The sequence below is a fragment of the Mesorhizobium sp. LNHC229A00 genome, assembly GCF_000502415.1.
Taxonomy (GTDB): Bacteria; Pseudomonadota; Alphaproteobacteria; order Rhizobiales; family Rhizobiaceae; genus Mesorhizobium.
This window is the reverse complement of sequence record NZ_AYWQ01000007.1, coordinates 81,029-105,695: the sequence shown is the minus strand read 5'-3', so window position 1 is coordinate 105,695 and position 24,667 is coordinate 81,029. Positions and strand designations below refer to the sequence as shown.

Sequence of the window (24,667 nt, the reverse complement as noted above, 5' to 3'; positions counted from 1 at the left end):
CCTGTTCACCCCGTGTATGGCCGCAACACGAGGTCCTTGTGCACGATGACGCGCAACGGCCAACCAGGGCGCACGGTGATCGTGGGTTGGACGTTCAGGTTCTTTTCAGTGATCCGTTGGCCCGCTTGACTGACGTTCTGCTGGGTGGATTCACGAATTGCCTTGACCAAGTCGCTTTCATTTTCCCCAAAGCTCAACTCGGTACCAACCCCCAGCAATGTGGCCACCGCGACGCCCTTGATCAACTGCCAAGTATGGAAATCCACCTTGTCCTCGAGCCCGGCATAGCCGGCCGCGTCGGTCACGGGCAGATTGTCGATTTCGGTAGAGGAGCCGTCCGGCATAACGATGCGTTGCCACACCAACAGAGCGCGCCTTTGGCCAAAGGCTACAACGCTGTCGTAGGTGCCGATCAGCCGTGAGCCCTGCGGGATGAGCAGGATGCTGCCGGTGACGCTGTCGTGCACATTCTCGGTGATCTGGGCGACGACAAGGCCGGGCAGATCGGAATTGATGCCGGTGATCAGGCTTGCAGCGATCACGCTACCGGCCATGATCTGATAGGGCGAAGCCGGCGTCTGCAGTGCATGCGGGTTGTAGATCCCGCCGGTATTCCGTTGATCGATGAAATCGAGCTTGCGCTGTTGATTGTTCTGGTCGCCCTCGGCCGGAGCGACGGAAGCTCGCTGGCCTTCGGCATCTGGCTGCGGAGACGCCGTCTCGAAAGGCGAACGTCCGCCCTGCCCATTGCCAAAAGCTTCCGCCTGCTGGGGCCGGTTTTCGATGCGGAAGAGGACTTGCGACTCGCGCGCCTCAATCGCTTGTTGTGCAAGCCGCTGCGCCTCGGCGGAAACGTCTTGCCCAGGTGCGATGCCAAGCTGGCGCTGGTGCTCGAGAATAGGACGGCCGAGATCCCCGGGCAGCGGCGGTCCAAGCACCGGAGCCTTCGGCTTGCTCCCGGAATAGTCCTTGGGCAGCGATTCAAGTCCCTCGGCGGTCGGCTTGCGGTCCGTGCTGTAGAGCTCTTCGGCCTGCTGTTTCAGGCGCAATGCGGGTCCCCGCAGCGCCATCATCGTGACGCCAAAAACAGCGCCGGAACCAACAGCAGCGATCGCGACGATTATGCCGCGCCTGAACCGCACCGCTCGGCGGGGCGAGGCTCGCAGCTGCAGCTGTTCGGGATTGAGCTTCGGCGGAGCATTCGGATGGGAAGTATCGGTCATGAGCCTCCCCTCACCTGCCAAAACGCGAAAACAGCGAAACCCGGCGCGGTTGCCGACCGTCGGTTCTCGTAATGCGCACCACCTGCTGCTGTTTGATGCCCAGCCTTAGCTCGGCCGCAGCAAAGAGGCGATCGACGATGTAGTAGTTGCCGCGCATGCGATAGTTGACGAGCTGGTTGTCCCCGTCGGCTCCGACGATGAAGAGCGGCGGCGCCTCACCTTGGTCGATACGGCGCGGGAATTCGATATAGACCTTGCTGCCATCATCAAAGGCGCGCGTCGGTCTCCACGGTGGCGTGTCGCCGGCGATCGAATAGCGGAACCGGATGTTTTCGAGTGCTACGTTCGAGGCCGCGGGCATTTCAGCCTCGGCCTGAGCGTTGCGCCGCCGAAGCGCCACGAGTTGGTCTTCGCTGTAAATCCAGGAGAGCGCCGCCATGGCAGTTTTCTCAGTGCTTTGAAGCTGCAGGTGATAGGATCGCCTGTCCGTCGTGATGACCAGATTGGTGGCAAGCCCCGGCGCGAATGGCTTCACCAGCACATGAGTGCGCTGGTCATCGCCTGAGCCACTAACGGTGTCACCGATCACCCAACGGACCGTATCGCCGGCTGAGACCGAGGTCAGCTTCTCGCCCCGCTGCAATGAGATATCGGTGACGCGCTCCGGCGCGGCGTAGAGCTGGTAGAGCGCGCCGTCGGCAAAGGGGTAAACCTGCACCGCATTGACATAGCCAAACTTGGTGGGTTGTTGCGTCGCCGCCTTGTTGGCATCGGCGACCTGTTCTTCCGGCGAGCGCTTATCTGGGGCGGGCTTGCCGGGTGCGGGCATCAACTGACCAGGCAACGGTAACGGTTTCGGCACTTCCACGACCTTGACCGGCTTCTCCTGCGCCTTCTCGATCGCGGCTGGTTTGAAGTCCTCGTGGTCATAGGAAATCTGAGGCGGCGGCACTGGCTTCGAGGCACAGGCCGAAAGAACCGCAGCAGACGCCGACAGGATCAAGGCAGCACGAAGCAATGGGGGTCTATTTGTCATTGGCGGGCTCCTTAGGGGAAAGGGGGGTTGGCGCGGCGCTGTCGAGCTCGCGCGACCAGTCGATGGCGTTGATGAAGACGCCGAGCGGGTTCTTGCGCAGCTGCTCGGTTGTCCTAGGCGGGCGGATGAGGATGGTGAGGATCCCAATCCAGCGCGTCGTGCTGGCGAGGCTGCCGCGCTCGAACACCTGCTCGGTCCATTTGACCTGGAACGAGCTGTCGGAAGCCCTGACCACGCTGGTCACCTGCACTGACACGCTGCGCGTGCCGATTTGGCCGAAAGGGTCGTTCGCCTTGGCATATTCGTTGAGGAAGAGCGCCGCTCGGTCGGTGGCAAAGTCGTAGGCCGACAGCCAATTCTGCCGCACCAGAACCGCATCGGTGGAAACCGAACGAACATTCTGGATGAAGCGGCTGAGATGCCAGGCGATCTGGGCATCGTCGGGCTGGTAGTTTTGGACCGCCGGCGCGACCGCGTGCGCCTCGCCAAAGCGGTCGACCTCGACGACATAAGGCACGACGCGGCCCTGCATCGACTGCCACAGAAGCCCACCGGAAAGCCCCGTCGTCAGAGCCAGGCAGCCAAAGGCCATGAAGCGCCAGTTCTTGGCCTGCACGCGCGCCGCGCCGATGCGCTCATCCCAGAGTTGGCTGGCCTTCTGGTAGGGTGTTACGGGTTCGGGCGTCTTTCCATAACGCTGAACGGGTCGCTTGAAGAGCATCTAGTCTTCCTTGTCATTGAGGGAGGGATTGGCGCCGCTTCCGCCCCGATCTCCATCGCGCACCGCCTGCGTGGCAGCATTGCGATGGGCGCGTGCGGTCTGTTCGGAACGCAGACGCCTTGCCCAGGCAGGCGCGGCCGCGGGAGCTATAACTGGAGAGCTTCCGCTCATCGAGCTGGTCGGCATGCCGCCGGTCGCGGTCCAGCCGGCATCGCGACCGGCGTCGGCACTACGGCGGAATGGTTCTGCTGCGGATCGCATTCCCCGCATCGCGGCGCCGCTAGCGGCACTCGCAACCCCCTGCAGCCCAGCAGCTACCCCGGACAGCCCGGGCTCGGGCGATGTCGCGCGCCCCGTTTGCCAAGCGACGGTGGCAGCGGACCCCATGGCGGCGCCGGCACGGACTGCGGCGAGGCCGCCGCCTGTTGCCATGCGCGCGCCGGCAAACGCAGCGCCTCCGGAAACGAGCGTTGATCCAGCTGCGGCCGCCGTTGTTCCAAGTGCCGCGCCGGCGCCAAGCTGCGGCGCGCCGGAAACTAGACCCGAGGCAATCCCGGGGCCGAAAATGCCGAGCCCAAGCAGCGCCAGCGCACCCAGCACCTGAGACATGGCCGCCGCCAGGTCCGGCTCCTGGCCCTGCAGGGCGGAAGCGAACTCGCCAAAGAGCGTGGAGCCGATGCCGACGATGACGGCAAGCACCATCACCTTGATGCCCGACGAAATCACATTGCCGAGCACGCGCTCGGCCAGAAACGCCGAGCGGTTCCAGAGCGCGAAGGGCACCAGGACGAAGCCGGCCAGCGTGGTGAGCTTGAACTCGAGGATGGTGATGAAGAGCTGGATGGAAAGAATGAAGAAGGCGATGAGGACCAGGAACCAGGCCAGAAGCAGCACGAAGATGGTGAGCGCGTTACCGAAGATCTCGGGGAAGCCTACTAGCTGGCTCGCTTGATTGAGGAGCGGCCAGGCGCCCTCGAAGCCGGCCGCGGCAATGCGGCCTGGCCGCAGGAGACTGTCGGCGGACAGGTTGCCGGCCGATGCGTTGATGCCGAGACCGGCAAAGGAGCGGTAAATTATGTCGGCGAGGTTCTTGAAATTGTTCAGGACGAAGGCGAAGGCGCCGACATAGAGCACTTTGCGAACAAGCCGGCCAAGAATGTTGGGCTCGCCGCCGAACGCCCAGACCAAGCCCGCGAGCGTGATGTCAATGCCGATCAGAATGGTGGTGAGAAAGGCGACGTCGCCCGAAAGCAGACCGAACCCACTGTCAATGTAGCGGGTAAAGGTCTCCATGAAGCGNGGTTCTTGAAATTGTTCAGGACGAAGGCGAAGGCGCCGACATAGAGCACTTTGCGAACAAGCCGGCCAAGTATGTTGGGCTCGCCGCCGAACGCCCAGACCAAGCCCGCGAGCGTGATGTCAATGCCGATCAGAAAGGTGGTGAGAAAGGCGACGTCGCCCGAAAGCAGACCGAACCCACTGTCAATGTAGCGGGTAAAGGTCTCCATGAAGCGGTCGATGACTCCGAGGTCGTTCATGTCGCCGCCTTCCTCGTTGTCTTGAAGAACTGCCGCTCAGTTGCCGGGATAAGCCGTGCCGGTGCCCAGGAAACGCTTCGTCGTCGCGCGAGCGGCTTCCTCAGACTGCGCCTTGCGCGCCGCATCCTCGGCTTCGGCCCGGAACTGGGTCGCAAGCAGCGTCTGGATCTGCATCTGCTGCTTGGTCGAAAGCGCGATCAGCTGATTGGTAGCCTGGCTTGCCTCGAGGGCACCTGCCGCGCCCTGACTGCGATTGACGAGATCGGTAAGCAGGTCGCCATCGGCCTGCACGTTCTCGACGATCTGCGACTGCGCGCTCATGGTCTGGCGGAACGCCTGCATGGCGCTCTGCCAGCGCTCGCGCGCGGCGCTCGCCACATCGCTGACCTTGATGGTGGCGTCGTAGCTTTCCGGATATTGCTGGCGCCACTGGTCCTGCAGCTTGTCGAGATCGAAGCTCAGGCCGCTCGCCTGGGTCATCAGACCGTCAATCCGTTGGAGCGAGCCGGTAAGCTGGCCCACGGAAGAGAAATCCAGGCGCTGAAGGTTGCGCGCCATGTTCTGCAGCATGGTCGCCTGGTTCTGAAGCGACTGGATTTGGTTGTTGATCTGCTCCAATGCGCGTGCTGCCGACAGCACATTCTGCGCATAGTTGGACGGGTCAAACACGATGAGCGCATAGGCCGGCTGGACGTAGTCAGCCATCGGTTTGGCGATCAGGGAAACGGTGACCAGGCTAGTAAAAAGGCGGCGTCCGATCATGACGATTGCTCCTTGTTAGGTTGAGGAAATTGCTGGAGAAGCTCGGCAGCCCAATCCAGGCCGCGCGCACTGAAGAAACGGGCGGCAAAGCTGCCCTGCCCTTCTTCGGAAAGAATATTGTCGATCAGGGTCTGCGCGGCCGGGTCGGAGGCGCCGCAAAGCGCAAGAGCGATCGGGCCTAGCCCGAGCTCGAAGAGGCGATTGCCGCGGCGCGACTGCAGATAGTAGTGGCGCTTCGGCGTGGCGCGGGCGACCAATTCGATCTGTCGCTCATTAAGACCGAAGCGCTCATAGGCTGCCCGTGCCTGCGGCTCCACCGCACGATCATTGGGGAGAAAAATGCGCTGCGGGCAGCTCTCGATGATTGCGGGTGCGATAGAAGAGCCGGCGATGTCGGCAAGCGACTGCGTCGCGAAGATGACGGAGACGTTTTTCTTACGCAGCACCTTAAGCCATTCGCGGATGCGGGCGGCAAAGAGCGGGTTGTCGAGATAGACCCAGGCCTCGTCGAGCATGAGCAGCGTCGGCCGCCCGTCAAACCGGTCCTCAAGACGATGGAACAGATAGGTGAGCACAGGCAGCACAGCGCCTTGGCTGTGCATCAGCTCCTGGGTTTCGAAACACTGCACATCCGAGATGGCCAGCCGGTCGTCATCGGCATCGAGCAGGCGGCCGAATGGACCGTCGAGCGTGTAGGGCATCAACGCCGATTTGAGCGCATTGGACTGAAGCAGGACCGACAGGCCAGTCAGCGTGCGTTCCTGCGCCGGCGCGGTGGCGAGGCTGGTGAGCGCCGACCAGATTGCCTCCTTCACCTCCGGGGTGACGGTGACATTCTCGTGGGCAATGAGGCCGGCGATCCATTCGGCCGCCCAGCTCTGTGTGGCCGGGTCGTCGATGTGGCGCAGCGGCTGGAAAGCAAGCCCACCATTCGCACCCAACGCATGGTGGTCGCCGCCCATGGCAAGCGCGGCGGCGCGGGCCGAATTGCCTTTGTCGAAGACATAGATTTGCGCGCCAGCGTAGCGCCGGAACTGCAAAGCGATCAGGGCAAGCAGAACCGACTTGCCGGCACCGGTCGGCCCGACAATCAGCATGTGGCCGACATCGCCGATATGGGTCGAAAGCCGAAACGGCGTCGAGCCGCTGGTTTCGGCGAAAAGAAGCGGCGGAGCGTAATCGCCGGTGACCTCGGCAAGATGCTCGTTCTCCGCTGGACCTGCCCACACGGACGACAGCGGCATGAGATGGGCAAGGTTAAGCGTGTGAACGAGCGGCTGGCGAACGTTGGCGTAGACATGACCCGGCAATGAACCAAGCCACGCTTCGACGGCATTGATGCTTTCGCGAATGGTGGTGAAGCCGAGCCCGTTGACGATCCGCTCGACGGCGCGAAGCTTTTCCGCGGCGGCTTTACGGTTCTGATCCCTCACCGTCACCGTTGTGGTGAGATAGCCGAAGCCGACATGATCGCCGCCCAATGCCTGCAGTGCTGCATCGGCATCGAGCGCCTTGTTGTCGGCGTCGCTGTCGACGAGAGGCACCGGTTCGTTGGTCACCACCTCGCGCAGAATAGCCGCGATCGATTTGCGCTTGGCAAACCACTGCCGGCGGAGCCGAGTCAGCGTCTTCGTGGCTTCCGCCTTGTCGAGTGGAATGAAGCGCGTCACCCAGCGATAGGCGAAATCCTGGTTGTTGAGCGCATCAAGGATTCCTGGCCGGGTGACGTTCGGAAAGCCGAGAACTGTGAGCGTGCGCAGATGCTGCTCGCCCAGCATCGGCTCTAGGCCGCCGGTCAGCGGCGCGTCAACCAGGACGCCGTCGAGATACATTGGCGTTTCCGGCACGGCAACGGGATGACGGCGGGTCGAGATCGTGCCGTGCAGGTACGTCAGGCTCTCGGCATCGTCGAGCGCGCGCACCTCGGGCACGAAGCCTGAAAGAAGATCGAGAACGCGGTCAGTCTCGTCTCGGAACCGGGCAAGCTCCTGGCGCCAGTCTCTTTCCCCTCCCAAGTGATGCGAGTCGACGAGAGCACTTTCCGCGCGCGCTTGGCCATCGGGCCCAGGCATGAAGACCAAGGTCAGATGATAGATGCTCTCGAAATGCGCGACCTTGCCCTCGAAGGCCGCGCGCCGTTCCTCATCGATCAGCCATGAGGCAGCATCGGGAAGGGCCGAGCTCGCATAGCCCAGCGCTTCGATGCGCTCGGCCTCGAAGAATAATGCCCAGCCAGAGCCGAGCCTTCTCAGCGCATTGTTTGCCCGCGCGCATATGCCGATAAGTTCGGCCTCCGTCGCGCTTTCAAGGTCGGGGCCACGAAACCGCAATGTCCGTTGGAAGCTGCCATCCTTGTTGAGCACGATGCCGGGCGCGACGAGTGCTGCCCAGGGCAGATGGTCGGCAAGCCGGTCGGCTTTGCCGCGGTATTCGGAAAGCTTCAGCATGCAAGCCAGCCCTTCTGACGAAGATGACGGACAAGTACGCTGGCAAAGTCCGGGTCACGCCGTGCGGCAAAGACCGCGAGCGTGTGGCCGGCGATCCAGATCACCAGACCGCCAATCCACTGCTGCAGGCCAAGGCCGATTGCGGCGGCTGCGGTGCCGTTAAGGATCGCCACCGCCCGCGGCGCGCCACCGAGCAGGATCGGGTCAGTCAGCGCCCGGTGGACGGGCACCTCGAAGCCTTGGATATGCTTCTCTCCCATGAACATCAGACGAGCGCCCCGCCACCAAAGGAGAAGAAGGAGAGAAAGAAGCTCGAGGCCGCGAAGGCAATCGACAGGCCAAAGACGATCTGGATCAGCCGGCGGAAACCGCCGGCCGTGTCGCCGAACGCAAGGGTAAGGCCAGTGGTTATGATGATGATCACGGCAACGATCTTGGCCACCGGCCCCTGCACCGATTCCAGGATCTGCTGAAGCGGCTGTTCCCAGGGCATGCCGGAGCCGGCAGCGTGAGCCTGGACCGTGAGAAGAAGCGCGACGGCGGCGGACGAAAGAAAGCAAATTTTCTTGCGCATGAGATGACCTTTCAAAGCTGCTGGAGTTGCGGAAGAGTGAGCTGGCCAACGGCGTAGTCGCCACTGCCGTCGAGGCCTGTGACCTCGGCAATCGCGTCTATGCGGCGCGACGANGCCAACGGCGTAGTCGCCACTGCCGTCGAGGCCTGTGACCTCGGCAATCGCGTCTATGCGGCGCGACGATCCGCGTCCGGCGATGAAGACAATCAGGTGGACAGCATCGACGATCAGGCGGCGGGGAACGGTGACGACCGCTTCCTGGGCGAGCTGCTCGATCCGGTAGAGGGCCGAGCGCGCCGAACTGGCGTGGACCGTGGTGATGCCGCCGGGGTGACCGGTGTTCCACGCCTTCAGCATGTCGAGCGCTTCCGCGCCTCTGACTTCGCCGACGATGATGCGGTCGGGCCTCAGCCGTAGGGTCGAGCGTACGAGATCGGCAAGTGTGACGGAGCCCCGCCTCGTCCTCAGCGCAACACAGTCCTTGGCCGCGCATTGCAGCTCGCGGGTGTCCTCAATGAGGATCACCCGCTCATCGCATTCGGCGACTTCTGCCAGAAGAGCATTGGCAAGGGTCGTTTTGCCCGATGATGTGCCGCCGGCGACCAGGATGTTGCGCCGCTCGCGTACCGCCTTCCTCAGGGCATCAGCCTGCAGCGGGAGCATGATGCGATCGGCGACATAGTTGGCCAGCGTGTAGAGTTTTGCTGCCGGCTTGCGGATGGCAAAGCATGGCGCCAAGACGATTGGCGGTAATAGGCCCTCGAAACGCTCGCCTGAGGGTAGTTCGGCACTGACGATTGGGTTGTCCGCATGCGCCTCGGCGCGCACGTAAGAGGCAACGAGGCGGACGATGCGTTCGGCCTCGGAAGGATGCATATGCACTCCGGTATCGACCCGGCCTTCTCCCAACCGGTCGAGCCGCAGCGCGCCGTCGGGGTTGACCATCACCTCGATGACGGTCGGATCGGCAAGGGCCTCGGTGATCGCGTGGCCCATGGCTGTGCGCAGCATGGCGCGGCGGCGGTGGTCGGCTGCGGGATGAGAGCTCATCCTTCGCCTCCATTGCCATTGCCGTTGCCAAGCGAGCGCTTCCCGGAGGCGATCTGGCGACCGACCTGCTCGACGAATTTGTCAAAGCGCTCTTGGGCAATCGCCTGTGTCGCCCGATCCGGGACCGGCGTGTGGGAATGAAGCGTAATCGAAAAGCGTATGAAGAGTGCGAGGCTCTCCAGGATCACCTCGACATCGGTTCGGATATGGTCGAGGTCGCGGGAAAGACGGTCGAGCCGCCTGCCATAACGATTGTCGAGTTCGTTCTCGCCACGCCGCTCGATGAAGGCCTCGACCGCTTTCGCGACGATCGCCGATTTTGTGGTCGACGGGTTGCGGCTGAGCGTTTCCAGCTTCTCGCTTAACGCGGGTTCGAGCAGAAACTGGTGGCGAATGCGATGGGGCTTCATGGGGCTCGTTCCGGCTGGCCGGCGCTGATGCGCCGGCGGCGGGAACGAACATCGCCGATATCTGAAAAATCGCTTATGGGCGTTATCTACGCTGAGATACGCCTGAGCTGCGAAAGCGCCTAGAAGCCGGGGATGATGTCCTTGTCGTCGCCCCTTCCCTCGTTGATACCGTAGGCGCTGGCTGCGGTGGAAACCCGGTCCATGACGCGCTTGTCTGCGAGTGCCTCGGCGTCATCGTCCGCCAGATTGAAGAGGTCGTCTTGATCAGGCTCCTGAGAGACGACGACGTGGTCTTCAGGCAGGCCGGGATGACGCTGCTGTTGCACGCCGCCGTCTTCTTCGATTGCCGCGCCGGCGTTTTCGTCATCGGCAGCGAGACGGCGGTCAACACTGCGGACTAGTCCGCTCCAATCGTCGGGGCGCGACGCAGGACAGTCCGCGTACAAACCGTCGCGCAACACCGGGGCCGGCAGCACCCGTTCGGTGAAATTCTGGTCCTCGTAGTAGCGAAGCTTGTTCGCACGGATCGGCGGCAATCCTGATATCAGCACCAGCTCGTCCGAAGGCGGCAATTGCATCACCTCGCCTGGTGTCAACAGCGGTCGCGCAGTTTCCTGGCGGCTCACCATGACGTGCGAAAGCCAAGGTGCCAGCCGATGGCCGGCATAGTTGCGCATGGATCTGAGTTCCGTCGCTGTACCGAGCGCGTCCGAGATGCGTTTGGCCGTGCGCTCGTCGTTGGAAGAAAAGGAAATCCGCACATGGCAATTGTCGAGAATGGCGTTGTTCTCGCCATAGGCCTTGGAGATCTGGTTCAAGGATTGAGCGATCAGATAGGCGCGGATGCCGTAGCCTGCCATGAAGGCAAGCGCGGTCTCGAAGAAATCGAGGCGTCCGAGCGCCGGGAATTCGTCGAGCATCATGAGGAGTTGGTGCCTGCGGCTCTTCTTCGGGTCACCCTCCAGGCGCTCAGTCAGCCTGCGGCCGATTTGATTGAGCACCAGTCTCACCAGCGGCTTGGTGCGCGAGATGTCCGACGGCGGCACGACCAGATAGAGCGACATCGGCCGCTCGGCATCCATCAGGTCCGCAATGCGCCAGTCGCAGGTCGATGTTGCCGCGGCCACTGTCGGATCACGATAGAGCCCGAGAAACGACATCGCGGTCGAGAGCACGCCAGAACGCTCATTTTCCGACTTGTTCAGCACCTCGCGCGCTGCGGAGGCCACGACCGGATGGACCTGGGGCTTGTCCGCCGTGCCGAGGTGATTGGTCGTCATCATCCGCTGCAGCGTCGCGGCAAAGGAGCGTTGCGGATCCGACAGGAAGGTGGCGACGCGGGCGAGCGTCTTTTCCTCTTCGGCATAGAGCACGTGCAAGATGGCGCCGACCAACAGTGAGTGACTGGTCTTCTCCCAATGATTGCGCCGCTCGAGCGCACCTTCCGGATCCACCAAGACATCAGCGATGTTCTGGACATCGCGGACCTCGTTCACTTCTTTGCGCACCTCAAGTAGCGGATTGTAGCGTGCTGACCTCGGATCGGTCGGATTGAACAAAAAACAGTACGAGAACTTCGACCGCCAGCCGGCGGTCAGCTGCCAGTTCTCGCCTTTGATGTCGTGAATGACGGCCGAGCCGGTCCAGGAAAGAAGCGTCGGAGCAACCAGTCCAACACCCTTGCCCGAGCGCGTGGGAGCAAAGGCCATTACGTGCTCCGGCCCGTCATGGCGAAGATAGCGGTCCTTCAGCTTGCCAAGGAAAACACCGGCTGGTCGAAACAGCCCTGCCTTCTCGATCTCCCAAGACACGGCCCATCGCGACGAGCCATAAGTGGTGACTAGGCCGCGCTGCCGCGCACGCCAGAGGGAGCCAGCGATGGCGGCCGCGCAGCCCATGAAGCCTGTGGTGGCCGCAAGCATCCCGGCCATGTCGAAGACCTCGGGCGCGTATGCGTCGAAATGGAACCACCACTCGAACAGTTGCCACGGCTTGTAGATCGGCCATCCGGCTGCGACAAACCATGGGGGTCCGAGTTGCGGCTGATAATCTAAAGTTTGGGCGCACCATTGAGTCGCTGTCCATACGCCGAGAATGACGATGGCGAACACAATGACTATCTGACCGACAAGGAGCTTCGTCGGTGTCATGGGCGCAGCCTCCGAGTTTTGTTAAACGGAAGCAGGATGGCGTGACGTTTCAGAATATTGAAGATACCCAATATACGCGCCCGTGCGATGCAGTGATCGTTGCAGGCTTGGAAGATTGGGGGCGCCAAGAAATGTCATCGCGAAGGCACGAGCGAATGACTTGTATGGGGCCGGCAGCTGACTGGCAGCTTTTGGGCTGAAGTCGTGAATAGGCGGAGGTTTCGCTGCCGTCCCATTGACGACGTTCGTGTCTGGTCATGGGAGCGGGCGAGCTCCTCCCGTCGTCGGCCATCACTTCAGATCATCAATTTGCGCCGTTAAGGTTCCACTCTATCGTCCGGGATGCCTAGCAGGTGACAGTGCCACGAAAGCTGACATACCAGGTCGCAAGCAATCGAGGCCTGGTTTCCCCTGATCTAAGGTAATCTTAACTGGTATGCGTTGAACAAATTGCGGGTCGCGTTGTCTGCCGGTAGGAGTGCAAACTGTGCCCCGCTGGCTGGCGACAAGCTCTCAATGCGCCCCTCCCGGGGACGGCATCGACTGATACTGCAATCCTGTCGCCAATGCACAACGCGGCAATCTGTGTCTCCTTGAAAATTGGCCACGACCCAGACGCTCCGAGGCACGACGGCGACCAACAGTGCCTGCGCGCACATGCTGCCCGACTCTTGCCTGGCGTTCGCCGAACCAGCCGTCACGCGGCGAGGTTATGATGCGCATCGAGCATTTGGCGACGATCTTGCAAAGAACGAGGGTTAAAAACACTCGGTCATGTATCGGTTGAACGACGCCATGAATGAATGCCATATGGCGTTGGCTTTGTTGGGAGCGAACTATGAAATATCTTGGGGCAACCGCATTGGTTTTCTACGGTATCGTTGCGGTCAGCGGAGCGCAGGCCGCCTGCTACGACATCTCAAAAGGGCAGCCATCGCAGCTGAGCGGCCAACTCGATCGTCGGATACTTCCCGGGCCGCCGAACTACAAAGACGTGCAGGCAGGAGATCAGCCCGAGCCGACTTACCTACTGGAACTGGATGCCGACATCTGCCTTGAGGGCGCGGACTTTGCTGATCCCGCATCCAGTTTCCGCGAGGTTCACGTCGTGCCGGTGGGCGGTATGGAAAGCGCCATGGCATCGTTGATCGGACGCCGCGTGACTGTCGGCGTCGTTGATCGATGGGCTGCAAATAACGCAAATCACCGAGCCCCGCTCATGGCCGTTGTCGGGAGCATCGCGCCTGAAGAGGACATCACTGAACAATACGGCACTGCCGCGACTGTCGTGCGGGCGTTTTATCTGGCCCTCGGCACTGGGGACGGCAAGGAGGCGGCGCGGTTTGTAGTTCCAGAAAAGAGCGCCAAGGGTCCTCTCTCCGCAGCCGCCCTGAGTGGCTTCTACGGAGGGATGCAGGCGCCGCTTAAGCTTCTCGGCATCCAAGCGAAGGCAGAAGACTTGTTCTTCGTCAGCTATGCGTTCAGGAAGGGTGCGACGACATGCACTGGCCGCTCCGAAGTGAGGACAGTGAATGAGGGCGGCAAGGACTACATCGAAGGCATAAAAGCACTCGATGGCTGCTGATACGATCGAGCCGTTGAAGTGTCCATCTGGTGGGGCTTACCTTCGCATATTAGCGTCGAAGGGTCTTGGGACATCCCGATCACGATATTTTCGCTTATCCCAACGGCATTCGGTTCGGTTTCGCCGCGCTGCCAGTCCCGCAGTGAAGCCGAGGCATTCACTCGTGACTAAGCCATATATCGATGCGGTAGCGGTCAGAACCTTGCATGGGCAATAGACCGTCCGCGCGCGTTCCCACTCCTGCAGCACGAAGGATCGGACGCATCTCCTCCAGCACCGCTCCAATTCTCCATTCCTCGGCGCTCGGCGAGGCATAGCCAACGGCCTTGGGCACCAGCGCACATTGCGGTGTGGTATTCCTGTCAAACTGTTCAATTCTGCCCGGAATGACGCGCAACGATTCAAAAACATATCCGTTGATGGAACTGCGAAGTGAGGCCGCATCGACCGGGGCTCCGCTGCAGACATTGATATAGACCCAGCCTATCGGCCTCGGATCGCCGGGAATCGATCGATAACTCACCTTGCGGCCACTGATGTCTGGCGGCTCCGAGCGCACAACTGCGGGTTTCGGCTGGACGGCGGAAGGCGCCTCGGGTGGGTTTGAGGGAGGACGATAGCCGGCGATCAGGTTCCGCGTGGCTGCCGTCGAAAGCCGATTTTGGCTGGCGGAGCCTACGCTCGCCAAAAGCCGACAAACGCCGCCCTCGGTCGAGTGGTCAAACCCAACGCAGCCCGAACGCGAGGTGCAAAGGGAACGACACGCCTCCAAGGGTGCGATGACCTGCGCGCTGACGAACCCGTTCAGTGAGGTCCCGGGATAGTCGAAGAACACTGCCGTGGTTTGCGCGCCGATCGGTTGAATGCCGACTAGAAGGACGAGAGCTGCCAGAGACGACCCGGCGACTCCGAGCACGAACTCTTGGAATCCGCAGCGAAAAAGATGCGCAAACATGTTTCCCCCGGCCGCTGTTATTCTGTTTCAAGTGGACTTGATCGCCAAGTCAGCGAAGTTCGCCGGCTTGATGTCATGACTGGCGACGTGAAGGGTCGAACTAGACGGCCAGCCAGGATTCTCATGACAGGTCGCGATCTTTCCTGTTGCCCCATTTTTCTTTGCCGTAGGCAATGCCCCTTTTTGGGCTCGGCAATACCAGCCCGGCGCGACCGTAATTCTCCAGAATTTGCATTTCCAGCCCTAAATGGGGGATGCGCACCGCGAAATTGGAATCAAGATAGAAACTGTCGCCAAGACGTGAAATAGGCTGCGAGCCCGCTACAGGTTAAGCATCTGAGTCGAATCTACTTGAGGGCTCGTTGACACTGCGTTTTTTACGTCGAAATATGCGGCCGGGGACGCCGCATGGTTAACGATTTATTGCGGCAAGGGGAAGGTGCCTAATGGCTCGGGGGGGCAATGTCCACTTCGTTCGTTCAACGTCCGCGCGTGCCGTGGACGTGTTGGCTGTCGCAGGGAAACCGCTATGGCGCGACTGCGAAACGGCATTCGCCCGCATAGATGAACTGTGCGGGGACAACACCTCGCGGCTGTTCGCGGAACCGAACGGCAAGGAGCAGGAGGGCGGCCGCCTGGTCGTGGCGTGGTTCAGCAGCTTCGACGACGAGCCGAAGCAGCTGGGCGAACTCGATCGGGGAAAACGGTCGCGGATCGAGTCGAACTTGGCCGCGCGGATCGAGGCGCTTCGACCAGCCCTGGCGGACCGGGAAATCGGCGAGACCGTTGGGGCGATGCTCAATGTCGCGGACGAAGCCTCGATCGTCGCCGTCGGTGAGAACGCCGTCCTCACGAATTGGGGAGTGCTGCCGGAGGAAGCCCGCTCCTCCCGCGCCGCATTCGTGCGGCACAGCGAGAAGACAATTGGCCCCTACCTTCCAAGCGGCATGTCGCCCCGGGTGCCTGGTCAGGCGTGGGCTGCCCTGGGAGGTTTCGCCACTGCCGGACTGTCTCCCCCGCGGCGCGTGACTGCGCCCGAGGCCACCGCAGCATCCACGCAAGAGGCTCAATCAACGGCGCCAGCTCGACACAAACAGTCTTGGCTTTGGCCCATAGCTGCCCTTTCGTTGGTGTTCGCCGCCTGCCTGATCTACGCGGCATGGCCGGGCAACCTCGTTTATCCGGAAGCGCTCCCGCCGCCACCGACAGCTCCACTCGTGAACAACGAGGAGGTCAACCGGAGCCTTGAAGAGCGAATCGGCAAAATGAAAAGGGAGCTCGCAAAGGCTGCATGCGAGGCAGATTCATCTGTTCTCGGTCCGCCGCTCCATGAGTCCGGCGGTGGAACAGAAAATGGCGCGTCAGGAGCCGCCGGCGGGCAGGCGCCTGCCCCTGGCTCACCGCATTCGCTTCTCGCCGCCCTGGACTCGGCCACGGTCCTCGTGCTCGCACCCTCGGCGGACTCGCTCAGCACTGGAAGCGGGTTCTTCGTGAGCCAGAGGGAAATCCTCACCAACAACCACGTTGTCGAGGGCGCCGGGGAGACGGTATTCGTCGCCAGCAAGGCACTCGGGGGTGCGGTTCCCGCCCGTGTCGTTGCAAGATCCGCAAGCAGCGAGACTGGAAATCCGGACTTTGCCCTCCTTCGGGTGGATGATGCCCCCAGCACTGTGAGGCCCCTGCACCTTTCCACGGAAATCGCGAGGCTGGACAGCGTCATCGCGGGGGGCTTTCCGTCCTTCGTGATGTCGATGGACAGCACTTATCGAGCGATCCTCAATGGCGACACCACGGGGCTTGCCAATCTTGAGATGGTCGTCACGCAGGGCAACGTCATGGCCATGCCTCAGGGCGGGGCGGCAAAGGTCATTACCCATTCCGCGAACATTTCCCCCGGCAACAGCGGAGGTCCCCTTTCGGACGCCTGCGGCCGGGCGGTCGGAGTCAACACCTTCATAGTCCTCGACGGGGAGAATGTTCAGAAGCTGAACTTCTCCCTCGGCGCGAGCGACGCCATCCGGTTCCTGTCAGCCAACGGCGTGACGGTGGCCGTCGCCGATCAGCCGTGTAATCCGGCCACGGGAATAGCCGCGGCCGCAGGGCCAACGGAAGGCCCTGTCAAATGAGCCAGTTCGTCGCCACCACGACCCTCAGCCTGATGCGTTCCCTCGGGTCGACCGCGGAGCGCTCGGTCCATAGGCTTCAAGCCGTGCTCGGACGGGAATTCCCCGGGGGCATCGGGCTCGAGCTGGCCGAACCGGTACCGCGCAAGGACGGCTCTGGGATCGACTGGTATACCGAGCGCGACGAGCCTCTTGTCCGGCTGACGGATCTCCCGCCCGAAACGGCGTCCGTCTACAAGGCGCGGCTCGACCAATCCGTCCGCGCAGTTCTTCGTGCGGCCGCCGCGCATGAGGCTCGCACCGACCCGGCAGCCCGCTCGACGGCTACTGCGCTGCGCAACGCGGTGACATTCCCCGACGACGAGAACGTATGGGTTTCCGGCGGCTCCGACGGGAGCGACGGAGTGCTCGTCCTTACGGCATGGGGTTACGAAAAACATGACGCGGAAACCAGCGGCAAGGGACAGATTGCTGAAGTCGCCCGGGACCGCCCGCCGACGGCTTCTGTTGCGGACACAGCAACGGAGCGGCCCGTGCGATCTGCTGGACCTGCCTGGTGGCAGTCGGTCGCCCGCAGGCTTCTTTGGCTTGTTCCCGTAGCACTCGCGGGGGCGACCGCGTGGCTGCTGCTCCCCGCTTGCGGCTTGGTCCTTCCGTTCGGAGTCACCGCATTTGGAAAGGGCGGAGGCGCTTACTGCGCCCTTGCGGCGCCGCAGCCGACTGTCGACCATAGCAGCTTGCGCACGCGGGAACTCATGTCGGAAGAAGCTGTCATCGAGGAGCAGCTGCGGCGGCACCTGAACTCGTGCCAGCCCCCCGCTCCGACGCCAAGGGCCGAGCAGACTGACCCAGCGCAGGAAGCAGACAATCGCGTCGAAAACGCAGGCGGTGCGGAAGGCCAGACGCAGGTGACGCTCATCTGGAACAACCGGACCGACCTGGACCTCTTCGTGAAGTGCCCGGACGGCGGAATGGTGCTTCTGGACGGACAGCCGAAATGCGGGGGCGTGCACGACATCGACATGAATCTCAATGGAGAGAGCACCAAGCCGGTCGAACACATAACGTGGGCGAGCAAGCCACCGCCCGGACACTACGAGGTCTACCTGAGAATGTTCAACAAGCGCGGAGATCCTGCCCGGCGGACGGATTTCAACGTCATCCTCAAGAAGGGTGACGCCACGCAAAGCTACCCGGGCAGCGTGACTGAAGAGTCTCACGACGCGACGCAGATGAAAGTCACGGAGTTCAATGTTCCATGACTGCAGCAAGCCGCCACCAGCCTGACAGGACGAATCGATGCTGACCAACCTCGCCGATTTCAGCGACGGCTTCACGCTGGTGCCGGACAGCGGCATCCAGTTCGTCGAGTTCGGGTTTGACTTCGACGCTTCGCCGCGCCTTACGAGGTCGTTCATCGAGCGTGTGTCGCCGGGCGAAACGGGGTCGGATGGAAAGACGCTGATCCGCCTGCTTCCGAACTGGAACGATGACGACCCCGACTCGGACCAGCCGCCGTATCCCCCGAGAGGCGACGACGTGGTATACGACATCGCGAAGTCGAGGGCGCTCGAGACCTTCCTCGACCGCTGGGTTCCGGTGCCGTTCTTCAAGATCGAACCCGGAAAGGACTCGCTGGGCAACGAAATTTACGCACAGGGCCCGACCGACTGGGTCCGGGTAAGGGTAACGGAAACCAGGAACGCCCATGGCGACCGGAAGGGAACGCACAGGGCAATCTTCGCATTCGACAGCTCGCTTGCGCCCCGCAAGACGAACCGTCCCTATCTCGCGCCCTGTCCGGAAGACGCGATGCGGACAGAATCGTTCCGGTTCGTCAGCCAGCTTCCAGACGTCATCTCGTTCCTGTCCCATAAGGTCGACGTTCCCGGACAAGGGCCTGTGGACGCCCAGAAATGGCTGGACGATTGGCTGAGGGACATCCTCCACTCCTTCAAGAAGCTTCAGAGGAAAGGCAAGGAGCTGAGGCCCGATGACTTTCCTTTCCAGTTCGAGCACCTCGCCCGCTACATAACCTTCGTCCAGTTTCTCGCCAGCGTGATCAAGCCCGTTCGCGTCACCCTCATCGACACGGTCAGCGACAACAGGAACGTCCATCCAGTCGACGTCGACCTGGTGCTCGACATCGGGAACTCGCGGTCGTGCGGACTTCTGATCCAGTCGTTCCCCGACGACGTGAACGTGGACCTCAACAACTCCGTCGTGCTGGAATTGCGCGACCTTTCCAAGCCCGAACTCGTCTATCGCGATCCGTTCGAAAGCCAGTGCGAACTGGTGGCCGGGGAATTCGGAGCGGAAGACATCGCCAGGCGGTCAGGCCGACCGCGGGCATTCTTTTGGCCAAGCCTGCTCCGCATCGGCCCCGAGGCCTCCCGCCTGCGCGGGGAGTCGGAAGGCACCGAGGCGGCCACGGGGCTTTCTTCGCCGAAGCGGTACCTGTGGAGTTCCGATCCGGTTCTCCAGGAGTGGAAGTTCCGCTCGGCCTCGGCGGGCCATGCGGGAACCGAGCCGCTGATCGAGCGCTCCATGTACCGCTTCATAAACGACCGCGGCGACGTCCTCGAACAGCTCGAGAGCGACAGGCGCCAGTTCAGGTTGAAAGTCAAAGAGAGCGAACTGCAGACGGCGAGCCGCTTCTGCTTCTCGAGGTCGTCCTTCTTCACGTTCATGCTTGTCGAAATCATTGCGCAGGCGATGTCGATGATGAACAACCCCGGCACCCGCCGGGAGAGAAGACTCAAAGATTCTCCGCGGCGCCTGCGCAGGATCATCCTGACGATCCCGTCAGCGACCCCGATCCAGGAGCAGCGCATCCTGCGGTCGCGCGCGGAAGCCGCGGTCAAGCTTCTCTGGTCCCTGTCGGGATGGGGCGACAGCGACAGCGGCATAAACAGCCAGCGTCCGGAAATCCACTGCTCCTGGGACGAGGCGAGTTCAGTTCATCTGGTCTATCTCTACGGCGAGGCCGTGCACAAGCTGGGCGGGTCGATCAGGACGCTGTTCGACATGCTCGGCAAGGACAGGGAGAGGCCGAAGGCGCTTCCGCCGTCCAAGGCCAAGGAGAAGCTCGAACGGTCCCTGCGCGTCGCCAGCGTCGACGTGGGCGGCGGCACCACCGACCTCATGGTTACGACCTATTTTCAAACCGACAATGTCGCCCTTTTCCCCGACCAGAACTTTCGGGAGGGGTTCCGTATCGCGGGGGACGACCTCCTCAAGGTGGTTATCGAGCGGCTTGTCATACCCAGGCTCGAGGAAGGGCTGGCTCAAGCGGGCCTCCCGAACGCGCGGAACTATCTCAAGGACCGCTTCGCAGGCGACAACCCGAACATGTCCGAGCAGGAAAAGCACCTGCGACGCCAGTTCGTTCTGCAGGTTCTGCAGCCAATCGCCATCGCGGTTCTGTCCGAATGCGAAGCGATGCCTGCGACGAGCCGCAAGACGGAAATCCGGAAGGCAGGCAGTTTCTTCGAGACCGGGGGACGAACGACGGCCGGAGGCGACATTCCGGTTGACGCGCGCATCCTCGGATATCTCAAGGACAGCATAGGGGCTCTGGGAGCCGGAGAGTTCACGGTCTCCGACTGCGACATAGCAGTCGACCCGCTGGCGGTCGAAGAGTGCGTCCTGTCGATCTTCGACGGCGTGTTCGACAACATCGCGGAAGCGATCAACCATCTGGACGCTGACGTGGTGCTGCTGACCGGGCGGCCGATGCGCCTGCCACAGATGATAAGCCTGTTCATGAACAAGATGTCGGTCCGGCCTGACCGCGTCATTCCGATCAAGGACTATCGCGTCGGCACGTGGTATCCCTTCCGGGGCGTCAGCAACACGCACATCGACGATCCAAAGACGACCGCGGTCGTGGGCGCAATGCTGTGCGCGCTCGCGGAACGGCAGATCACCAACTTCACCCTCTATTCCCAGTACCTCCGGATGAAGTCGACGGCCCGGTACATCGGTCGGCTTCAGGGCAGCTCCGTGCTGCCGGACGAAACCCTGCTTTTCTCGGACATCGACCTCGATGCCGCAACGGCGGAAGCCGAGGCGGAATTCGACTACCACAGCCCGCTTCGCATTGGCTTCAGGCAGCTTCCGCTGGAGCGCTGGGTGGCGACTCCGCTCTACAAGCTGACCACCGCGCAGACGCGATCGGCGCGGAGCGTGCGAAAGCCGGTCCGCGTCACGATCGCGCGCAATGTGCAGGTGCCGGAAGACGACGAGGCGAACGAGATCGCGCTTCTTACGAGCGAGGCGACCCGCGAGGAGTTCGTGGTTCAGGACGCGGAGGACGCCGACGGCTCTCCGGTCAAGCGCATCATGGAGCTGAAGCTGGACACGCTCGCGGTCGAGGCGGGCGACGGCTACTGGCTCGATACCGGAATTATCTCCATCCAGTGAAAGCTGAAGGCATGCGTAAAGAGTTGAAGAAGACCTGCGACACGGCGCTGAAATCGGCGCAGGAGGGCCTTGTCTGGATCGGAGCCTCAGCAAACGCGGAGCGGGTCGGCAGCACGCGCTCGGGCGCCGAGCAGCAGCTCAAGAAGTCGATCGTTGCCACCCGGAAGGCGATGCTGGCCATAGACCGCCCCATGTGCGTCGGGGTGTTCGGCCCCAGCCAAGCTGGCAAGTCTTATCTGGTGTCCGTCCTGGCCCGCAATGGAAGCGCGCCCTTGATGGCCCGCTTCGGCGATCTCGGGCGGGAGGTCGATTTCATCCGGGAGATCAACCCCGGTGGCGATCGGGAGTCGACCGGGCTTGTCACCCGCTTTTCGGTTCGAGAAGATCCAAGTCCGCCCGGCGCGCCCGTTGTGCTGAGGATGCTGAGCGAAACGGACGTGGCCAAGGTTCTGGGCAACAGCTTCTTCCTTGACGGAGACGCGAAGAAACGCGCGCCGCTGACTTCCGACACCGTCCTGTCCACCCTGGAAAGGGCGAAGAGCCGGGCTATGCCGCAGACAGCGCCGGATGGCCTGGCCGAGGAGGACGTGTGGGACCTCCAGGAGTATTTCGAGAAGCAGTTCGCCGGGTTGCCGAACATCGAGACGCTGGGGGCCTACTGGGAGGAAGCGGCCTTCCTTGGCTCCCGGCTTTCCATTGCCGACCGCGGCGACCTTTTTTCTGTGCTATGGGGCGGTCTGCAGAAATTTACCGATCTCTTCGTCGAACTCGTCACCGCCCTTGAGAGCCTTGGGTTCGCCAAGGACGCCTACTGCCCTGTCGAGGCGCTGGTTCCCCGGGAAAGCAGCATCATAGACGTCGAGACGCTGCGGGGGCTCGGAAAATCCGGCCAGGACGAGCTGCTGATCCGGCCAATGAAAGGATCGACGGTTTCGTTGCCGAGACCCGTGATCGCCGCATTGGTGGCTGAACTCCGGATTGCGATATCGGAACAGCCATGGCCATTCTTCGAGCACACAGACCTCCTGGACTTCCCGGGCGCTCGCAGCAGGCAGAAGGTGGACCTTCAGGCCTTCATCGAGGGCAACCCCGACGCGCTCAAGGAACTCTTCGTCCGGGGCAAGGTTGCCTACCTCTTCGACCGCTACGTTGCAGAGCAGGAGCTTTCGAGCATGCTGCTGTGCATCAAGCCCTCGAACCAGGACGTCGCGACCCTTCCCGACATGATCGACGACTGGATCAGAACCTCGCACGGGGAAAGCCCGCTCGATCGGGCCCGGACCGAGACTGCGCTGTTCCTGGTGCTGACGATGTTCGACATGCACTTCAGCGAAAAGGCGGGCGAGGAAGGACAGAGCCTGGCGGATCGTTTCAGCGCGCGCCTGGGCGCCTCGCTAACGCGCTTTTTCGGCAAGGCCCACAAGTGGCCGTTCGAATGGATGCCGGACAGGCCTTTCAACAACTCTTACTGGCTGCGCAACCCGAACTTCAAGGCAGAGTCCCTGATCAAGTACAAAGGCGGCGTCGAGACCGAGATATTGCCCGACAAGGTCGCGAAGGTCGCCGCGCTGCGCGAGGCGTATCTTCAGGTCAGTGAAGTTCAGCAGCACTTCCGCGAGCCGGCCAAGGCCTTCGACGAGGCCCTCAGGCTGAACGATGGCGGCGTAAGCTATCTGGCGGAGAACCTCGCGGCCATCTGTCGTCCCGACATCAAGTATTCACAGATACGAGGCCGCGTCGGGGACATAGCCCACGATATCCGCCGTGTGCTCGCTCCGTACTTCATCGAAAGCGACATCAACAAGCGCATAGCCGAGCGTCGGGAAGTCTCCGACCAGATTCTCGCAAACCTCACCGAGGTTTGGGAGCGGGACCAGTTCGGGACCGCCATGAAGATGCTGCAGATATCGCAGAACGGAATCTCCGAACACCTTCACATCGAGTACGGCAACCGCCTCAAGCGGCAGAACGCGCCGGAGGAAGGTTCCGAAGGACGGACCGACGCTGCGGCGAAGAAGCGCCCGGCGCCTCCGCGGCCCGGCGCCCCTCCATTGCCAGGGAGCAAGAAGAAGGTGGCCGCGGCCGTGGTTTCCTCCGGGGAGTCGGTTTCGCAGAAAGCGCTGCCGCGCGAAGCCTATCTCGCCCGGTCAGCCATCAGGCATTGGACGGACGGCCTTTTCGCCCTCGCGAGAAACGACAATGCGTTGCAGGCCATTGGCCTCGGGCAAGAGTCCGCAAGCGAGTTGGTCGCCGAGCTTACATCTGCCGCGCGGCGGTCGGGGCTCGAAGAACGCATAGCCAGGGACCTTGCCAAGCTCTCGGGAAGTTCAGTCGAAAGGTCCGACATCCTGCTCGAGAAGGCTGGCTTTCTTGCCACGAGCTACATCAACCGTTTCGTCAGCACGCTTGGCTTCGACGCGATGCCCGAGAACAAGCGGCCTCTGGCTCCTGACGGCACTGAGAACGGTGAAGTCAGGGTTTTTGCCCGCCGTCCGAGCGTTTCAGACTGCGACGGGCTTGGGGTGGAGCGGCGGAACTTCTCCTACCTCGCGCTCTCGGAGTGGATGTACGCCTTCCACCAAGTGGTTACTGACAACGTCCTCTCGGGCGAAGGGATCATTATAAACGTCGAGGAGAACGAGCGCCTGAGGGCCATACTGGACGCGCTCGATGAGTCCGCGCCGCTGCTTGGCGCGCCCGTTGGGACTGCTCGATGAACAAGGTTGCGGTCAAAGTCAGCGAGGACGAGACGCGCCTGTTCGGGCATGCCCTGATCACGTTCCCGCAGGAACTAGGCAGCTCTCCGGGGTTGCGACTGTCGATCATGCGCAAGTCCAAGGACGCTCCCTATCTTGGCGCCGCCGGATGGCAGGCGCGTCCCGCAACCGTAGAGGCAGCGGTCGTCAGCCGCGGCGCGAATTCGGCCACGCTGGTTGTCGGACCCGAGGTCTGCGACCAGATCCCGGTCGACCTGCAGGTGAAGATCGAAGTCGAAGGCCATGACATTGAGGGGAGCGCCTTCTGGCCGCCGATCCCACCTAGCCCGGGAGCTTGGTCCCAGGAACTGACCCCTTTCAAGATGCCCATTCCTCAGGCCATAGAACGGGAGCTCGAAGAGGCCCTCGAACAGGTTGTTGAGCTGCCACGGGTGGTGGAGCCGAAACCCCAGCCTTTGGCCCAGCCGCCGAAGAAGAGGCGGTTCTTGTACCTACTGATCCCGTTGGCGCTGCTTCTGGCAGGGGGAGGATACTACATTGCCGACAGCAGGGGTTGGTTCAACAACCCCGAGCCTTTGCTCGCGCGTTTCGAGAGGCTGAAGCTGACGGACACTAGCGGCGTTGAGCTGTTCGCCCTAAGCGGCGAGGCATACCGGGAAGGCGCCGGCGGAATCGGCTTGCAGGCGATCAATCTTGCGATGGAGCGGGGCAACAAGGACGCGAAACTCGAGATTGCGCGCTGGTACGATCCAAGCTCCTTCGATCCCAGCAAAGCAGATCGACCAGATGCGAACAGGGCGGCGAGGGCCTATTTCGAGCTGTCGGTAGAAGGCGAGACAGCGGCCAGGGAACTGCTCCGCTCCCTCTGCTCGAAGAGCGCGAGTTCTCCTCAAGACCCTGGATTCAATGGGTTCCTGAAGGACACTTATTGCGAGGGGACGCTGGAATAAT

Annotated in this window: 18 protein-coding genes and 1 pseudogene; 6 read left to right on the top strand and 13 right to left on the bottom strand. The window is 62.2% G+C overall.

Annotated features, from left to right (window positions below; genetic code table 11):
- Positions 1–5: 5 nt before the first annotated feature.
- From X742_RS153060 to X742_RS153105, 12 genes and pseudogenes are all read right to left on the bottom strand, one after another.
- Positions 6–1,223, bottom strand: a complete 1,218-nt coding sequence (locus tag X742_RS153060) for a TrbI/VirB10 family protein (RefSeq protein ID WP_023772760.1) — start codon at positions 1,221–1,223, stop codon at positions 6–8.
- A 10-nt stretch (positions 1,224–1,233) separates the two neighbouring features.
- Positions 1,234–2,259 carry a P-type conjugative transfer protein TrbG gene (gene trbG, locus X742_RS153065; protein WP_031248023.1) on the bottom strand — a complete coding sequence of 342 codons (1,026 nt, stop codon included), beginning with the start codon at positions 2,257–2,259 and terminating at the stop codon, positions 1,234–1,236.
- Positions 2,249–2,980 carry a conjugal transfer protein TrbF gene (gene trbF, locus X742_RS153070; RefSeq protein WP_023772758.1) on the bottom strand — a complete coding sequence of 244 codons (732 nt, stop codon included), beginning with the start codon at positions 2,978–2,980 and terminating at the stop codon, positions 2,249–2,251. The genes trbG and trbF overlap by 11 nt, the downstream gene beginning before the upstream one ends.
- Entirely contained in the window at positions 2,981–4,273 is a 1,293-nt protein-coding gene (gene trbL, locus X742_RS153075) for a P-type conjugative transfer protein TrbL (RefSeq protein WP_023772757.1), read from the bottom strand. It abuts the gene before it with no gap.
- The gene (locus X742_RS153080) at positions 4,195–4,518 is read right to left on the bottom strand and encodes a type IV secretion system protein (protein WP_023772756.1); all 324 of its coding nucleotides are present in this window, start codon (positions 4,516–4,518) and stop codon (positions 4,195–4,197) included. Before X742_RS153080 ends, trbL begins: the two co-directional genes overlap by 79 nt.
- A 36-nt stretch (positions 4,519–4,554) precedes the next feature.
- Entirely contained in the window at positions 4,555–5,280 is a 726-nt protein-coding gene (gene trbJ / locus X742_RS153085) for a P-type conjugative transfer protein TrbJ (RefSeq protein WP_023772755.1), read from the bottom strand.
- Complete coding sequence (gene trbE / locus X742_RS153090; protein ID WP_023772754.1) at positions 5,277–7,727, bottom strand: conjugal transfer protein TrbE; 2,451 nt, start codon at positions 7,725–7,727, stop codon at positions 5,277–5,279. Before trbE ends, trbJ begins: the two co-directional genes overlap by 4 nt.
- Positions 7,721–7,993, bottom strand: coding sequence for a VirB3 family type IV secretion system protein (locus tag X742_RS153095; RefSeq protein ID WP_023772753.1), 273 nt, complete (start codon positions 7,991–7,993; stop codon positions 7,721–7,723). The genes trbE and X742_RS153095 overlap by 7 nt, the downstream gene beginning before the upstream one ends.
- Positions 7,993–8,301, bottom strand: coding sequence for a TrbC/VirB2 family protein (locus tag X742_RS1000000175725; protein WP_084569536.1), 309 nt, complete (start codon positions 8,299–8,301; stop codon positions 7,993–7,995). The genes X742_RS153095 and X742_RS1000000175725 overlap by 1 nt, the downstream gene beginning before the upstream one ends.
- An 11-nt stretch (positions 8,302–8,312) precedes the next feature.
- Positions 8,313–9,351 (bottom strand): annotated as a pseudogene (trbB, locus tag X742_RS0137145) (P-type conjugative transfer ATPase TrbB).
- Positions 9,348–9,761, bottom strand: coding sequence for a hypothetical protein (locus tag X742_RS153100; RefSeq protein ID WP_023711820.1), 414 nt, complete (start codon positions 9,759–9,761; stop codon positions 9,348–9,350). The pseudogene trbB and the gene X742_RS153100 overlap by 4 nt, the downstream one beginning before the upstream one ends.
- Before the next feature lie 119 nt (positions 9,762–9,880).
- The gene (locus X742_RS153105; protein WP_023772751.1) at positions 9,881–11,911 is read right to left on the bottom strand and encodes a conjugal transfer protein TraG; all 2,031 of its coding nucleotides are present in this window, start codon (positions 11,909–11,911) and stop codon (positions 9,881–9,883) included.
- Between the two features lie 838 nt (positions 11,912–12,749).
- On the opposite strand from X742_RS153105, the gene X742_RS153110 reads away from it, so the two are divergent.
- Entirely contained in the window at positions 12,750–13,496 is a 747-nt protein-coding gene (locus X742_RS153110; RefSeq protein WP_023772750.1) for a hypothetical protein, read from the top strand.
- 157 nt (positions 13,497–13,653) lie between these two features.
- Here the strand turns inward: X742_RS153110 and X742_RS153115 are convergent, their stop codons facing one another.
- Positions 13,654–14,451, bottom strand: coding sequence for a PAN domain-containing protein (locus X742_RS153115; RefSeq protein WP_023772749.1), 798 nt, complete (start codon positions 14,449–14,451; stop codon positions 13,654–13,656).
- 446 nt (positions 14,452–14,897) lie between these two features.
- On the opposite strand from X742_RS153115, the gene X742_RS1000000171530 reads away from it, so the two are divergent.
- From X742_RS1000000171530 to X742_RS153135, 5 genes are read left to right on the top strand one after another with little or no spacing between them, the layout of a single operon-like run.
- The gene (locus tag X742_RS1000000171530; protein ID WP_023772748.1) at positions 14,898–16,577 is read left to right on the top strand and encodes a serine protease; all 1,680 of its coding nucleotides are present in this window, start codon (positions 14,898–14,900) and stop codon (positions 16,575–16,577) included.
- Entirely contained in the window at positions 16,574–17,836 is a 1,263-nt protein-coding gene (locus X742_RS153120) for a hypothetical protein (RefSeq protein WP_023772747.1), read from the top strand. The genes X742_RS1000000171530 and X742_RS153120 overlap by 4 nt, the downstream gene beginning before the upstream one ends.
- A 37-nt stretch (positions 17,837–17,873) precedes the next feature.
- Positions 17,874–20,999 (top strand): virulence factor SrfB, encoded by a 3,126-nt coding sequence (locus tag X742_RS153125; RefSeq protein ID WP_031248018.1) that lies wholly within the window; start codon positions 17,874–17,876, stop codon positions 20,997–20,999.
- Positions 20,996–23,716 carry a virulence factor SrfC family protein gene (locus X742_RS153130; RefSeq protein WP_245275560.1) on the top strand — a complete coding sequence of 907 codons (2,721 nt, stop codon included), beginning with the start codon at positions 20,996–20,998 and terminating at the stop codon, positions 23,714–23,716. The genes X742_RS153125 and X742_RS153130 overlap by 4 nt, the downstream gene beginning before the upstream one ends.
- Entirely contained in the window at positions 23,713–24,666 is a 954-nt protein-coding gene (locus X742_RS153135) for a hypothetical protein (RefSeq protein ID WP_023772744.1), read from the top strand. The genes X742_RS153130 and X742_RS153135 overlap by 4 nt, the downstream gene beginning before the upstream one ends.
- The last annotated feature ends 1 nt before the right edge of the window (position 24,667 follow it).